Here is a 13,731-nt window from a genome sequence, read left to right on the forward strand (position 1 = left end):
TTGAGCCCGACACTGGCATCTGGGTGTGGCCTTGATCGAGGGGGAGGCTTGTGGTGGAGCTGCGCGCGGAAGCGGTCCGGTGGGTGGACGACGAGCCGTTCCCGGGCGTGGTGGAGGTCCGATTCACGGACGCGGAAGGGCATCAGTGGTCGCTGGTCGACAAGGCTCCGATCTTTGACGCCGACGGCGTGCTGGGTCCCGATTCGGCCTATCCACTGGAGGTCGGTGTCGCCTGCGTGATCGTCGGATCAGCCTGGCTCCAGGAGGATGGCGAGCGCGTCACGGTCTCCACCACGCCGCATGGTGTCGCGGCCAGGGATGGGCGGGACGAGTTCACGGTGCGGCGCGACCAGCTCACCTGCTGAGGGCAAGCGTGAGCATGCAGCGGTGGAGCTATCGCTATGTCGGACCGGCCGAGTTGAGGAGTCTCGTCCGACCGGGCGGCGAGGGCCGGAGCACGGGTTCGCCAGCGGACTTCGACGAGTGGGTCTCGGCTCGGACGGTGGAGGAGTTGGCCGAGCCCTTCACCTTCGTCGTGGATCATGCTGGGGTCCTGCGGCTCGCGCCGCGTCGCAGTGAGCACGTGGTGTGTGCTGCTGGGGAAGCGGTCCTGGGCGCCGGCGAGATCAGCTTCCGCGAGGAGTCCGGGCGGTGGGCGGTCGACGAGGTCAGCAATCAGTCGACCGGCTACTGCCCGGACGTCAGCTCGTGGGCGGCCGTCGCCGAGGCCCTGGACCAGGCCGGGATCGTTCGTCCGTCCGGCTTCACGCACGAGGTGGTGTTCCGGCGCTGCCCCTCCTGCCAACAGCTCAACGTCGTGCGCGAGGAGGACTTCGTCTGCGTCTTCTGCGACGAGGAACTGCCGCGGGAGTGGAACGTGGACCGGCCCGGACGCTAGGTGGTCGGCGGCTTGTCGGTCGGGCTCTTGGGTCGCTTGTTGGGCCGGTAGCTGGGGCCGTTCATGATGACCTGGTGACTGGCGTTGATGAGCCGGTCGAGGAGGGACTCGGCGACGACGGGGTTGGGGAAGAGCGGATACCAGTCACTGGGAGCCCGGTTGCTGGTGATGATCACGGACCGGCCCTGCCGCTCGGAGACGAGTTCGTAGAGGTCGTCGGCCTGGGGAGCGGTCAGCTGGCGCATGGCGAAGTCGTCCAGGATGAGCACGTCGGGGCGGACGATCTCCCGCATGCGCCGGTCCCAGGTGCGGTCCGCGTGGCCACCGGCGAGCTCGGCCAGGATCCGGCTGGTCTTGGAGAAGCGGACGTTGGCGCCCTGGCGGATGGCGAGGTGCCCCAGCGCCTGGGCGACGTGTGTCTTTCCGACCCCGACCGGCCCGAACAGAATTACGGACTCGCCCGCGTGGAGCCAGCGCAGGGCGGCCAGGTCACGGATCTGGGCCGCAGGCAGCTTCGGAGAGGCATTGAAGTCGAAGCCCTCCAAGGTGGCCTGCTGCTCGAACTTCGCTTTGCGCAGGCGGCGTTCGAAGGCGACGGCCTCACGGCGGGCGATCTCGTCCTGGCAGAGGACCTGGAGAAAGTCGAGGTGGCCGAGCTCGCCGCCATGGGCCTGGGCGAGGCGGGCGTCGAGAGTCTCCAGCATCCCCGACAGCCGCAGAGTTTTGAGTGACTCGCGCAGGGCGGTGTCCATCACGCTCATCGTGCGGCCCCCAGAGCGTCGCCGTGCTCCTGGTCATCGCGACGCTCGCCCGGCGTCTGCATGGGGATGGCGGCGGCGAACAGGCCCTCGGGCCCGTGCAGGAAAGCCGCCGCTCCGGCGTCGCCGGTCTCCGGTTCGGCCTCGCTCTCGGTGCCGGCGACCAGGATGCCCTTGATCGTGCGGTAGGACGGGTCGCCGACTGAGACGGCCTTCGCGCAGGCGGCCTCCAGGCGCCGGTCACCGTACTTCTTCCGCAGGCCGAGCACCCCTTGGGCGGCGCGGAGCCGGTAGAGCGCGTTGACCTCCAGCAACTGGTCGATCACCTCCCGACAGGCGTCACCGACCTCGGACGCCTGGCTGCGGCACCAGATCGGCGTCTTCATCTGGAAGGCGATCTTCTCCGGCGGGTAGTCGCCTCTGTCGGTGCGTTTGCCCTGCTCAAGGGCTGCGTGGGTCTTGACCAGCTCGCCCTCGTGGAAGACCTGGACCATGGTGGCGGTGGAGCGGACATCGACCTTGCGGCCGATCAGCTTCCATGGCACCGAGTAGAGGGTGCGGCCGACCTTGATGTGGATGTCCGGGCCGACCGTCGCGCTCGACCACTTCGCCAGCACGAACGGCGTCTGCGGCAGCGGGAGGAGGGCTTCGGCCTCCACCGCCTCGAACACCGCCAGCGGAGCCGCCCCCTGAAGCGGCCGACAGTGCCGGCGGCCCGCGGTCTCCCTCGCCCAGATGAGGGCCTCGGCCTGCATGTGGTCGAGGGAGGTGAACTGGCGCCCGCTCCAGAACGAGTCCCGGACATAGGGCATAGGCCGCTCCACCCTGGGCTTGTCCTTCGGGTGCGAGGCCCTGGCAGGATCCACCAACGTCCCGTAGTGGGCGGCGAGTTCGGCATACGACCTGTTGATCTGCGGGTCGTAGAGATCCGGTTTGTCCACCCCGGTCTTCAGGTTGTCCGGCACCAGACGGCGCGGGACACCACCGAAGAACCGGAACGCGTCCACGTGGGCCAGGGTCCACGCATGCTGGTCCATGTGCGTCACGGGACGCACGAACATGTGCCGCGAGCAGGGCAGTACCATCACGAACGCCCAGATCCGGTGCCGCTTGCCGGTCCTCGGGTTGATCCACTGCCCCAGGAAGCCGTAGTCGATCTGGGCCTCCGAGCCCGGCTCGACGTCGTCCCGCAGCACCGTGACCTTCGATCGCGCCGCCTCGTCCGGCAGGTTCGCGTGCACCCACCGCCGAAACGACGTGAGCGACGCCTTCAGCTTCTGTTCGTCACGCAGGCGTTGATGGATCGTGGTGACCGTGGTGGTCTCCAGCAGCTGCTTGATGTAGTCACGGTGCTCCTCGATCTCCGGCCAGGTCAGCTGGTTCAGCCGCCGGCTGGCCAGCTCCGGGAACCAGCTCTTGATCAGCTTGGACCAGTCCGCCTCACTCATGGGCGGCCCGCCCGGGGCCATCCCGGCCGCCTCCGCCGGCGCCAGGTACTTCCTGATCGTCTTGCGGTCCACCCCCAGCGAAGTGGCCACCTGGCTCTTTGACCGGCCCGCGTACCAGTGGACGTAGATCTCGACGATGTCGACCACGGTGAATGTTCTCCTTGCCATCCGGTGCGTCCGTCGACCTCTCGGCTCGCAGATCGAGGGACGCCTGCGGATCCGAGATGGTCAGGACCCTCGACTCGGGCACCGGCATGCCCATGGGGAACCAGACCGATTCGCAAGGAATGGCTAACTACTTCTCAAACCACCCAAAACGGCGAGAAACATGCAATGTCGAGCGGAGTCCGCACCGGCCACGGTCACCATCCCCATGGGGACTCGTGACCGCAGGGGTGGGGAATTACGCCGACACGAAACCTCGGTTCGTGGGGAAATTCTTGGTCGCCGACAGGTACGCGGAGCGGGCCGGGTCGGCGTGGTACTGGCGGCGCTGCTGTCGGGTGCGGGGATCGGCGAGGTGGACGTGCGCGACGGCGGCCGGGTGGAGCCGGAGGACGTCGCGCCGGGCGGCCTGCCCGCCGAGGCGGTCGGCGAGCGTCGGGACGAGGCGGCCCGCCGCGTCGTACGCCGGGCCGCCCCGGACCGCCCGCCCCGCAGAAGCACAAGGTCACCGGCCGAGCCGGACACCCCCGGCTTCTCTTTGGTGATCCTCGCCCCACGGGACGACGTGTCCGTGCATGCGCCCGATCCCTCGGCGGCGGAGCCCCTCATCGCCTCCGGCACACCGCACCTCTATACGGGGGTCGTGGAGGGAACGGGCGTTGTCGGGCCGCTCGTCCTGCCGGGTGAGACGGGCTGCGCCGGGTGCCTGCAGCAGGCGTGCACCGACCGGGACCCGGCGTGGCCGCGACTGGTCGCGCAGTGGCACTCCGGGAGGAAACGCGCGGCGCGCGCCTGTGATGTGACGCTGGCCACGACGGTGGCCGGGCTGGCGGCCGCCCACGCGCTCACCTTCCTCGACGGCCGGACCCCGTCGAGCACGGGCGCCCGCTGGGAGGTCTCCGCACCCACCCTCCAGTGGCACGAGCGTCCGGTATGGCCCCACTTGGACTGTCCGTGCGGGGCCGCGGAGAAAGGTAAGCGGGAACACACCTCCGAGGACGAGGCATCGCACGCGACAATGGCAGAGCAACGGCAATCGACGGAGTTACGCCGTACGACGGACGCGGCGCGGCTGGCTGGGACCTGGAGGGCGCATGTCTGATCTTCCCCGGAAGGCGGTTACCCGAACCGCCAAGCTCGCCGCGCTCCCGCTCGGCTTCGCCGGGCGGGCGACCTGGGGTCTGGGCAAGCGGATCGTGGGCGAGTCCGCGGAGATCGTCGGCCGCGAGCTGCAGCAGCGCACCGCCGAGCAGCTCTTCAAGGTGCTGGGCGAGCTGAAAGGGGGTGCGATGAAGTTCGGGCAGGCCCTGTCCGTCTTCGAGTCGGCGCTTCCCGAGGAGGTCGCCGGCCCGTACCGCGCGGCCCTCACCAAGCTCCAGGACGCGGCGCCGCCGATGCCGACCCGCACGGTGCACTCCGTGCTCACGGACCGCCTCGGAGCAGACTGGCGCGAGCTGTTCCTGGAGTTCGACGACAAGCCGGCAGCTGCGGCCTCGATCGGTCAGGTGCATCGAGCGGTGTGGCACGACGGCCGGGAGGTCGCGGTCAAGGTCCAGTACCCCGGGGCCGGTGAGGCGCTGCTGTCGGACCTGAACCAACTCAGCCGCTTCGCCCGCCTGTTGGGCCCGCTCATCCCGGGCATGGACGTCAAGCCGCTGATCTCCGAGCTCCGGGACCGGGTCTCCGAGGAGCTCGACTACAGCCTGGAGGCGCAGGCTCAGCAGGCCCATGCGGAGGAGTTCTGCGACGATCCCGACGTGGTGGTCCCGGCGGTGGTCCACCAGTGCGACCAGGTACTGATCACCGAGTGGATCGACGGTGTACCCATGTCCGAGGTGATCGCCGACGGCACTCCTGAGCAGCGCAACCGCGCCGGCCAGCTGCTGTCCCGTTTCCTGTTCTCCGGTCCGGCCCGCACCGGTCTGCTGCACGCCGACCCGCACCCCGGCAACTTCCGCCTTCTGCCCGGCGGACCGGACGGCGAGGACGACTGGCGGCTGGGCGTCCTGGACTTCGGAACCGTGGACCGGCTCCCCGGCGGCCTGCCGGATCCCATCGGCCGGTCCCTGCGCATGACCCTGGACGGTGCGGCGGAGGAGGTCTACGAACTCCTGCGCACGGAGGGTTTCGTCAAGGAATCCATCGAGCTGGATCCCGACGCTGTCCTCGACTACCTGCTGCCGATCATCGAGCCGGCCGCAGTGGAGGAGTTCACGTTCACTCGCGGCTGGATGCGCAGCCAGGCGGCCCGGATCGCCGATCCCCGCTCCCCCGCCCACCAGCTGGGCAAGCAGCTCAACCTCCCGCCGGCCTACCTGCTGATACATCGGGTGACGCTCAGCACGATCGGCGTGCTGTGCCAGCTCGGCGCCACGGTGCGGCTGCGCGAGGAGCTGGAGGAGTGGCTGCCCGGTTTCCTTGCGGAGGAGGTCCTGGAAGCACTGGAAGCCTTGGACGCGGAGGGGTCGGTGGCGGAGGCCTGAGGCCCCCGTCTGTGACGCACCTCACCACCAGGCGGAGTCCAGTCGTCCTTCGATCGCCCTGAGGTTCTTGCGGGCACAGGCCTCGCAGAAGTAGCGCCGGGCGCCGTTCTCCACGGAGCAGGTCCACGGGACGGGCGGCGGCTGCTCCGCCCGCGTGCCGCAGCGGGCGCACACAACAGGGCGGGGTTCCGTCGGGGAACCGCCTCGGTCACTGTCTCCGGAAAGACTCGTCACCTTCGGGACGATAGCGCTGCGGCGGTGGATCTGCCGTACAACGCACCGCGGGGGTCGGTCCGTTCGGACGGACCGACCCCCGCGGGGAGAGCTTCGCCTCCCTCTGTCGGGAGGCCACCGCTTCAGGTGTATGTGGTTACTGCATCACGGCCATGGCGAGCGCCCGGCGGGCGCGCAGCGAGGCGCGCTCGGCCCGAGCCTGCATCCGGCGAGCGGTCGCCAGGCGCAGGGCCCGGCGTTCCCGCTCGGCCTCGTGCAGTCGGTCGTGCATATGCGCACGAGCCAGGGCTTCTGGGATGAGTTGCATCTCGCGGGTCCTGTTCTGGCGCGAGTCGTACGCGCCGGTGGTGCTGATGTCTTCGGTCGCGGAGCCTGCGGGCTCGCTGGTGAACGGCTTCATCGGGGCCTGCTTCTTGGGGTCTTGCGTGAGGGGGCGGTCGATCGTTCCTGCGGTGTTCATGCCGTGACCGGGTTCTTGCGCGGGCGACCACGCGGCCGCTTCCGGGCGACGACGACACCCTGGACGAACAGCTCGCCACCCCAGACGCCCCAGGGCTCGCGCCGCTCCTTGGCGCCGGCGAGGCAGGCCTCGATCAGCGGGCAGGTGCGGCAGAGGGACTTGGCGTACTCGACGTCCGCCGGCGACTCGGCGAAGAAGACCTCCGGGTCGTAGGAGCGGCAGGGGACGGGTACGCCGAGGTTCTCGATGGCGTCGTCGAGCGCGGTGAGCGCCGTGAGCGGGGTCAAGGTGGAGTCCTCCGTGAGGCCGGGCGGGGGGATCGTTTCGGAAGGCGGTACGGACGGGGCGTGCGCTTCGAGTTGCACGGTTCGTCTTCCTCGTCTGGTCGGTCCGGCCCTGTGGGGCCGAGTGGCGGCTGGTACCGGGTTCTTTTCTTGTCCCGAGGCCCCTTCGCTCCGTCGTCCCCGTGGGAGGACAAACAGAAGGGCCGCGGATCCCGGGTGGGGTTCCGCGGCCCTGAAGGCGCCGGCCTGATTGTCGATCAGGCTGGATCACTCCAGGGTTCTGGCCCACGGAAGGCCCACATCAGGTGGTGCTGCGTCGTCTGCTTCCGGGATCCGGCACCGGCTGCCGCAAAGGCATAGGCGTGCGCCTGTGCCCCTACTGCTTCCAGTGCCTTGGTCGGTCGCTCATTGCGCTCGCGGACGGGAAGACCCGCGGGGGCAACGGAGGAGGACGCCAGCCGGTCGGCACGAATGCCGGACAGACCGGTGCCCAGGACCGAGGTGCCGAGCATGCACGTGGAGACGACAGAGCGATCGTTCAGTTTGGCGGTGGAGCTGCTGTTGATGATGATCACTGGAATCGCCTCCTCTCGGCGTCTCGGGGGACCGGGGTGAACCCAGTCCGACGGATATGCAAGTACAGCACGGAATCAGGGCCTTCGAGAAGGCCGCCGTCCCCGTGGCTTAGAACCTATGGGGATTGCCGGGGCATGCGCAAACTATTTTTCCGACGAGTTCGGATCAGTTCCCCGTCCGCCCTCCGTCCGTCCCCCATGCACTGTTCCTCAGCCGCTGTCTTCATCTCCTCCGACGTCTTGGCCTGCGCAGATGGCCAGGACGTCGGCTCCGTAGCGGTTGAGCTTGCGTATGCCGACCCCCGGAATCCGCGCGAGCTCGCCCTCCTCGTCGGGGACGGCCTCGGCGATCGCCATCAGCGTCTTGTCGGTGAAGACACAGAACGCCGGCTGGCCGCCGCGCTGTGCCTGGGCCGCGCGCCAGTCCCGCAGCCGTTCATAGAGCCCCTCGTCCATGTCGGACGGGCAGTCCTCGCAGCGCATCAGCTTCATCTCGCCGGCGTCGGTCAGGGTGCGTCCGCAGACCCGGCAGCGGGCGGGGGTGCGCTGCGTCCGGCGCGGCACCACGGAGGCGCCCACGGCGGTCCCGGTGAAGCCGCGCTCGATGCCTCCGGCGCCACCGGCGCCAACGCGGCCGACAGCGGCGCCCGAACCGGGGCGCAGGCCGTCGAGGAAGCGGCTGGGGCGGCGGCTCGCGCGGCCGCCGGGTGAGCGGGACAGCGCCCACGAGACGTGCAGGCGCTCACGGGCGCGGGTGACCCCGACGTAGAGGAGCCGGCGCTCCTCCTCGATCTGCTCGTCGGTTCTGGCGTAGGTGATCGGCATCATGCCCTCGGCGACGCCGACCAGGAACACGACATCCCACTCCAGGCCCTTGGCCGAGTGCAGCGAGGCCAGGGTGACGCCCTGGACGGTCGGGGCGTGCTGGGCGCCGGCCCGTTCGTCGAGCTCGGCGACCAAGTCGGCGAGCGTGGCGCCGGGCTGGGCGGCGGAGAAGTCATGGGCCAGGTTCACCAGCGCGGCCAGTGACTCCCAGCGTTCCCTGACGGCTCCGGAACCGGCCGGCGGCTGGGACGTCCAGCCCTCACCCGAGAGGACGGCCCGCACTTGGGAGGGCAGGTCGACGGCGTCCTCGAGGAGGGTGTCGTTGCCACCGAAGCGGGCCGCGCCGCGCAGGGCGACACCGGCCTTGCGCACCTCCGGGCGGTCGAAGAAGCGCTCGGCGCCGCGCAGCTGGTAGGGGATGCCGAGGTCGGCCAGGGCCTGTTCGTAGATCTCCGACTGCGCGTTGGTGCGGAACAGGATGGCGATCTCGGCGGCCGGGACACCGGCGTCGAGGAGTTCACGGATGCGGCGGGCCGCGCCTTCGGCCTCGGCGGGCTCGTCGGCGTACTCGGTGTAGCCGGGGTCGGGTCCCGGGTCGCGCTGGGAGACCAGCTCCAGGCGGTGGTCGGCGGCGCGGCCCCGGGCCTGGGAGAGCAGGCCGTTGGCCAGGTGGACGACCTGGGGGGTGGAGCGGTAGTCGCGGACGAGCTTGACGACCGTGGCGCCGGGGTGGCGGGTGCGGAAGTCGAGGAGGTGGTCGGGGGTGGCTCCGGTGAAGGAGTAGATCGTCTGGCTGGCGTCGCCGACCACGCACAGGTCGTCCCGATCGCCGAGCCACAGCTCCAACAGGCGCTGCTGGAGGGGGCTGACGTCCTGGTACTCGTCGACCACGAAGTGCTGGTACTGGGCGCGGACCTGTTCGGCGATGTCGTGCCGGTCCTGGAGGACGGCGACGGTCAGCAGCAGGACGTCCTCGAAGTCAATGACGGCGCGCTCCCGCTTGAGGTTCTCGTAGGCGGCGTAGAGCTGGGCGATCTCGGCGGGGTCCCGGGGGATCTCGCGGCCCGCCTTGACGGCGGCCAGGGCGTAGTCGGCGGGGACGGTCTGGGTGACCTTGGACCACTCGATCTCCGCGGTGGCGTCCCGCAGCTCACCCCGGTCGAGGCGGATGCGGCAGGCGGCGGCCGCGTCGGCGACGAGTTGGATCTTCCGGTCGATGAGTCGGGGCAGGGAGCCACCGATCGCTTTCGGCCAGAAGTACTGCAGCTGGCGCAGGGCCGCGGAGTGGAAGGTGCGGGCCTGGACGCCCTGGGCGCCGAGCTGGCGGAGCCGGCCGCGCATCTCCCCGGCGGCCCGGTTGGTGAAGGTGACGGCGAGCACACTGGAGGGGTGCAGTATGCCGGCCCGCACCCCGTAGGCGATGCGGTGCGTGATGGCCCGCGTCTTGCCCGTGCCGGCTCCTGCCAGCACGCACACCGGACCGCGCAGGGCGGTCGCCACCTCGCGCTGCTCGGGGTCGAGCCCTTCGAGCACCGCGTCGGCCGAGTCCGGTACCTGCGGGAAAAGGGTGGAGTGCGTTGCTGCTGTCACATGGCCATGCTGCCAGGTCGGCGGAGACGGGCGGGCCGGTTGTCCACAGGCGGGGCCCCGCAGTCGTACTAATGCGGCGAGCGTCACCTTCGGCCTTCGCGCCGCACGACGCCTCTCGGGAATGGTGGCCCTTCGGCGTACGTTCTCTCCTCTGCGACCGCCTGTACCCCCGACCCGCCGAAGGAGCACAAGAGACATGCTGGGCACTGTGACGATGTACAGCACCACGTGGTGCGGCTACTGCCAGCGGCTGAAGAAGCAGCTCGACCGCGAGGGCATCGGATACACCGAGATCAACATCGAGCACGACCCGGCGTCCGCGGCGTTCGTGGAGAAGGCGAATGGCGGAAACCAGACGGTTCCGACCGTGCAGGTGGTTCCCGCCAACGGTGGGGCCGAGGTCGTGATGACCAACCCGAGCCTTGCCCAGGTGAAGCAAGCGCTCGGCGCCTGACCCTTTCGACGCGAAACCCCCGACCGGCCTGGTGCTGATCGGGGGTTTCATGCTCCCTGGGCTAGGTGCGTGCTGGTGGCGGCCGAATGCGAGACCTCTCGGCCGGCCCGGCGGTAGAGTCCGCACGTGCGTTGATCTTCCGGGCGGCGGCCGAGCGCCGCCGCAGACGGTGCGGGTGTCCCCGATGACTTCGGGGCCGCCCGGTCGGCATGCCCGTCATCACTCCACCGGAGATCAGGCAATGACTGCTCAGCAGCCTCTCGCCTACGAGGCGTTCGTCGAACTGGCCGCCGCCGATCCAGCTGTCGTCGGCCTTGTCCTCAAGGGTTCCCGGGCCCACGAGGGCATGACCACCGAGCACTCCGACCACGACCTGTACGTCGTCCTCGCCGATGGTGCGACGACGGCGCTCACCCGGTTCATGGGGCACCGCACCCCGGAACTCGACCTCGTCGTCCTCTCCCTCGACGAGTTCCGCGCCGCCGGAATGCCCGGCTTCGAGCGGTACGCCCTCGCCCGCGCCCGGATCGTGCTCGACCGGCTCGACGGAGGCATCGCCGAGATCCTGGCCGGCAAGGCACGGCTCGACGCCGATGAAGCCTTCGAAGGGGCGAGCGGATGGCTCGACGCCTACGCCAACTCCCTCTACCGCTCGGTCAAGAACGACCGCGACGGGCAGACGCTCGCGGCCCGTCTGGACGCCGTCGACAGCGTCCGGTTTCTACTGGAGTCGCTCTTCGCTCTCGACCGCCGTCCCCGCCCCTACAACAAGTACCTGGAATGGGAACTCGCCCGATTCCCCCTGCCCGGCTGGGACACCGGCATGCTGCTCGACGCCGTGGACCGCGTCTCGGGAACCGGCGACGTGCCCACACAGCGTCATCTCTTCGCCCAGGTCGAGGCAGTGGCCCGAAGGGCCGGGCACAGCGCTGTACTGGACGCATGGGGTGAGGACTTGCGCCTGATGCGACCGCAGTAGGAGCGCCGCGGGCTCCTGGGGGTGGCCGTCCCGGGCCGGGACGGCCACCTCGACGTCGTTCTCAGATGAAACTGCGGGTCGGCAGCGGCTTGCCGTACCAGAGCTCGATCAGCCGGGCCGCGATGGAGATGCCGTACGGGGGCAGCACCTCGCCGGACTCGAAGGCAGCGCCGAGTTCGTCGCGGGAGAACCAGCGGGCCTCGTGGATCTCGTCTCCGTCGACGTTGATGTCGGTGGAGGTGGCGCGGGCCATGAAGCCCAGCATCAGGCTGGACGGGAAGGGCCAGGGCTGGCTGGCGATGTACTCGACCTCGCCGACGGTGATGCCGGCCTCCTCGAACACCTCACGGCGCACGGACTGCTCGATGGACTCGCCGGGCTCCACGAAGCCGGCGAGGGTGGAGAACCGGCCCTCGGGCCAGTGGACCTGGCGGCCCAGGAGGATGCGGTCCTCCTCGTCCGTGACGGCCATGATCACCGCGGGGTCGGTGCGCGGGTAGTGCTCGGCGCCGCAGGCGGGGCAGCGACGGATGTGGCCGGCGGCGGCGATCACGGTGCGCTCGCCGCAGCGGGAGCAGAAGCGGTGGGTACGCTGCCAGTTCTCCAGGCCAACCGCGTGCACCATCAGGCCCGTCTCGCGCGGCGCCAGCAGCAGGCCGGCCTCGCGCAGTCCGGCCGGGCGCGCGGACTGGTCGATGCGGCCGGGCAGGGCGTCCTTCTGGAGGGCGAAGTAGCTGACGCCGTCCTCGTCGGTCCCCAGGAAGTACCGGTGCGCCTCGGTGAGGGGCGCCTCGAACGACGGGGTCATGACGAGTTCGGTGCGGCCGTCGGGCGTCTCGTCGATGAGGACCTGGCCGCCCGAGACGACGAAGCAACGCGTGGTGGGGTGGCTCCACGCGGCGGCGAGCCAGGCCTCGTCGAGCCGGTGGTGGGCGGCCCGGTCGATGCCGCTCGGCGCGGTGAGCGAAATGGGTCGATCGGCGTTCTGGTCGGTCCAAGTGGTCACGGGTACTTCCAACTCCCCCGGTGGAACGGTTGTTTCGGCGGGCGGTTCAGCGGGACGTACGGCAGGGGACGACCGGTGGCGGTGGGGTCTCGCGGTGCGGGCCGGTCTGTCCAGTGTGCCCCGCGCGCGTGTCCCCTCCGGACCGAGCGCGGGCGTCAGGGCGCATGACGCCAGTTCTCGGCGAGGTCGCCCCAGAGGTACGCGGTGGTCTCTACGCCCTTGAGGAGGAGGTCCAGCTCGACCTTCTCGTTCGGCGCGTGCCAGCCGTCCGAGGGCACGGAGACACCGAGGAAGAGGACCGGGGCGCCGAGGACTTCCTGCAGGTCGGCGGCGGGTCCGGAGCCGCCCTCACGGGTGAAGCTGACGGGTCCTTCGAAAGCGCGGCCCATGGCGCGGACCACGGACTCAAGGGCCGGGTGGTCCAGTGGGGTCAGGCACGGGCGCGTGGCCGGGCTGAACGCGATCTCGTGGCGGATCCCGGCGGGCACCTGCTCGTCGGCCCAGGCCCGGACGGCCTTCTCGACGTGGTCGGGGTCCTGGCCGGCGACCAGCCGGAACGACAGCTTCACGAACGCCGAGGACGGGATGATCGTCTTGCTGCCGGGGCCCTGGTAGCCGCCGCCGATGCCGTTGACCTCGGCGGTGGGGCGGGCCCAGATGCGCTCCAGGGTGGTGTGTCCGGCCTCGCCGTGGGTGGCGTGCGACCTGGCGGTGCGCAGCCACTCGTCCTCGTCGAAGGGGAGCTCGGCGAAGAGCTCACGCTCGCGATCGGTGAGTTCGACGATGCCGTCGTAGAAGCCGGGGACGGCCACGCGCGCGCGTGTGTCGTGCAGGGCGGCCACGAGGCGGGCCGCCGCGGTGGCCGGGTTGGGCACGGCGCCGCCGAAGGAGCCCGAGTGGATGTCCTGGTCGGGGCCGAAGAGGCGGATCTCGCACTCGGCGAGGCCGCGCATGCCCGTGCACACCGTGGGGGTGTCCTCGGACCACATGCCGGTGTCGGAGACGATCACGGCGTCCGCCGCGAGCTGTCCCGCCCGGTCCTCGACCAGCGCTCGGAAGTTCGGGGAGCTGGACTCCTCCTCGCCCTCGATCAGCAGCTTGAGGTGGACGGCCGGGGCGGTCCGGCCGGTGGCGGCGAGGTGGGCGCGCACGCCCAGGGTGTGGAAGAAGACCTGGCCCTTGTCGTCAGCCGCCCCGCGCGCGTAGAGACGGTTCTCGCGGACGACGGGCTCGAAGGGGTCGCTGTCCCAGCCGTCCTCGCGGGCGGCGGGCTGCACGTCGTGGTGGCCGTAGACCAGGACGGTGGGGGCCTGCGGATCGCCGGAGGGCCACTCGGCGTAGACGGCCGGGGCGCCCGGCGTCTGCCAGACCTCGACGGTCGGGAAGCCGGTCTCCTTGAGCTTGGCGGCGAGCCAGTCCGCGCTGCGCCGTACGTCGGGCGCGTGGTCGGGCTGCGCCGACACCGACGGGATGCGCAGCCACTCGGCGAGGTCGTCGAGGAAGGCGGCGCGGTGCTGCTCGATGTACGTGCGTACGGCGCTGACGGCACTGTCAACGGGATGGCTCATGGTC

General features: G+C 70.3%; 14 protein-coding genes and 1 pseudogene. 6 read left to right on the top strand and 9 right to left on the bottom strand.

Features of this window, described 5'->3' with window-relative positions:
* The first annotated feature begins 53 nt into the window (after window positions 1–53).
* Both B5557_RS15065 and B5557_RS15070 read left to right on the top strand, forming a co-directional pair.
* A complete protein-coding gene (locus tag B5557_RS15065) occupies window positions 54–365 on the top strand; it encodes a hypothetical protein (RefSeq protein ID WP_079657358.1) in 312 nt (103 codons plus the stop codon).
* 14 nt (window positions 366–379) lie between these two features.
* Window positions 380–898 (top strand): hypothetical protein, encoded by a 519-nt coding sequence (locus B5557_RS15070; RefSeq protein WP_079664514.1) that lies wholly within the window; start codon window positions 380–382, stop codon window positions 896–898.
* On the opposite strand, the gene istB is transcribed toward B5557_RS15070, so the two are convergent.
* Both istB and istA read right to left on the bottom strand, forming a co-directional pair.
* Window positions 895–1,659: an IS21-like element helper ATPase IstB gene (gene istB, locus B5557_RS15075; RefSeq protein ID WP_079657357.1), complete on the bottom strand. Its 765-nt coding sequence runs from the start codon at window positions 1,657–1,659 to the stop codon at window positions 895–897. The two genes, B5557_RS15070 and istB, sit on opposite strands and share 4 nt — an antisense overlap.
* Window positions 1,656–3,251, bottom strand: coding sequence for an IS21 family transposase (istA, locus tag B5557_RS15080; protein ID WP_079657356.1), 1,596 nt, complete (start codon window positions 3,249–3,251; stop codon window positions 1,656–1,658). Before istA ends, istB begins: the two co-directional genes overlap by 4 nt.
* A 298-nt stretch (window positions 3,252–3,549) precedes the next feature.
* Here istA and B5557_RS15085 point away from each other — a divergent pair.
* Together B5557_RS15085 and B5557_RS15090 are read left to right on the top strand one after the other, a co-directional pair.
* Window positions 3,550–4,371 (top strand): annotated as a pseudogene (locus tag B5557_RS15085) (TOMM precursor leader peptide-binding protein); the annotation flags it as partial.
* Window positions 4,364–5,752 (top strand): ABC1 kinase family protein, encoded by a 1,389-nt coding sequence (locus tag B5557_RS15090; protein ID WP_079659801.1) that lies wholly within the window; start codon window positions 4,364–4,366, stop codon window positions 5,750–5,752. The pseudogene B5557_RS15085 and the gene B5557_RS15090, both read left to right, overlap by 8 nt.
* A gap of 21 nt (window positions 5,753–5,773) precedes the next feature.
* Here B5557_RS15090 and B5557_RS43685 read toward each other — a convergent pair whose 3' ends face one another.
* From B5557_RS43685 to B5557_RS15110, 5 genes are all read right to left on the bottom strand, one after another.
* Window positions 5,774–5,986 (bottom strand): hypothetical protein, encoded by a 213-nt coding sequence (locus B5557_RS43685; RefSeq protein ID WP_143688180.1) that lies wholly within the window; start codon window positions 5,984–5,986, stop codon window positions 5,774–5,776.
* A gap of 136 nt (window positions 5,987–6,122) precedes the next feature.
* Window positions 6,123–6,446: a hypothetical protein gene (locus B5557_RS15095; protein WP_079659803.1), complete on the bottom strand. Its 324-nt coding sequence runs from the start codon at window positions 6,444–6,446 to the stop codon at window positions 6,123–6,125.
* Complete coding sequence (locus tag B5557_RS15100) at window positions 6,443–6,811, bottom strand: WhiB family transcriptional regulator (protein ID WP_019072119.1); 369 nt, start codon at window positions 6,809–6,811, stop codon at window positions 6,443–6,445. The genes B5557_RS15095 and B5557_RS15100 overlap by 4 nt, the downstream gene beginning before the upstream one ends.
* A gap of 176 nt (window positions 6,812–6,987) precedes the next feature.
* Entirely contained in the window at window positions 6,988–7,305 is a 318-nt protein-coding gene (locus B5557_RS15105) for a hypothetical protein (protein ID WP_079659805.1), read from the bottom strand.
* Between the two features lie 210 nt (window positions 7,306–7,515).
* On the bottom strand, window positions 7,516–9,720 hold the full coding sequence (locus B5557_RS15110) for an ATP-dependent DNA helicase UvrD2 (protein ID WP_173877682.1): 2,205 nt from the start codon (window positions 9,718–9,720) through the stop codon (window positions 7,516–7,518).
* 196 nt (window positions 9,721–9,916) lie between these two features.
* Here B5557_RS15110 and B5557_RS15115 point away from each other — a divergent pair, with 196 nt between their 5' ends.
* Together B5557_RS15115 and B5557_RS15120 are read left to right on the top strand one after the other, a co-directional pair.
* Window positions 9,917–10,174: a mycoredoxin gene (locus B5557_RS15115; protein ID WP_079659806.1), complete on the top strand. Its 258-nt coding sequence runs from the start codon at window positions 9,917–9,919 to the stop codon at window positions 10,172–10,174.
* A 241-nt stretch (window positions 10,175–10,415) separates the two neighbouring features.
* Window positions 10,416–11,153, top strand: a complete 738-nt coding sequence (locus B5557_RS15120) for a hypothetical protein (RefSeq protein WP_079659807.1) — start codon at window positions 10,416–10,418, stop codon at window positions 11,151–11,153.
* Between the two features lie 61 nt (window positions 11,154–11,214).
* Here the strand turns inward: B5557_RS15120 and nudC are convergent, their stop codons facing one another.
* On the bottom strand, window positions 11,215–12,159 hold the full coding sequence (nudC, locus tag B5557_RS15125; protein WP_079659808.1) for an NAD(+) diphosphatase: 945 nt from the start codon (window positions 12,157–12,159) through the stop codon (window positions 11,215–11,217).
* A 155-nt stretch (window positions 12,160–12,314) separates the two neighbouring features.
* Window positions 12,315–13,727 carry a dipeptidase gene (locus tag B5557_RS15130; protein ID WP_079664789.1) on the bottom strand — a complete coding sequence of 471 codons (1,413 nt, stop codon included), beginning with the start codon at window positions 13,725–13,727 and terminating at the stop codon, window positions 12,315–12,317.
* Window positions 13,728–13,731: the final 4 nt, after the last annotated feature.

The sequence above is a fragment of the Streptomyces sp. 3214.6 genome, assembly GCF_900129855.1.
Lineage (GTDB): Bacteria > Actinomycetota > Actinomycetes > Streptomycetales > Streptomycetaceae > Streptomyces > Streptomyces soliscabiei.

Excerpts from the sequence above, each read along its gene's own strand:
- B5557_RS15130 (WP_079664789.1), bottom strand. The coding sequence starts at position 13,727 with ATGAGCCATCCCGTTGACAGTGCCGTCAGCGCCGTACGCACGTACATC.
- B5557_RS15095 (WP_079659803.1), bottom strand. The coding sequence starts at position 6,446 with ATGAACACCGCAGGAACGATCGACCGCCCCCTCACGCAAGACCCCAAG.
- B5557_RS15115 (WP_079659806.1), top strand. The coding sequence starts at position 9,917 with ATGCTGGGCACTGTGACGATGTACAGCACCACGTGGTGCGGCTACTGC.
- B5557_RS15120 (WP_079659807.1), top strand. The coding sequence starts at position 10,416 with ATGACTGCTCAGCAGCCTCTCGCCTACGAGGCGTTCGTCGAACTGGCC.
- istB (WP_079657357.1), bottom strand. The coding sequence starts at position 1,659 with ATGAGCGTGATGGACACCGCCCTGCGCGAGTCACTCAAAACTCTGCGG.
- B5557_RS15070 (WP_079664514.1), top strand. The coding sequence starts at position 380 with ATGCAGCGGTGGAGCTATCGCTATGTCGGACCGGCCGAGTTGAGGAGT.
- B5557_RS15090 (WP_079659801.1), top strand. The coding sequence starts at position 4,364 with ATGTCTGATCTTCCCCGGAAGGCGGTTACCCGAACCGCCAAGCTCGCC.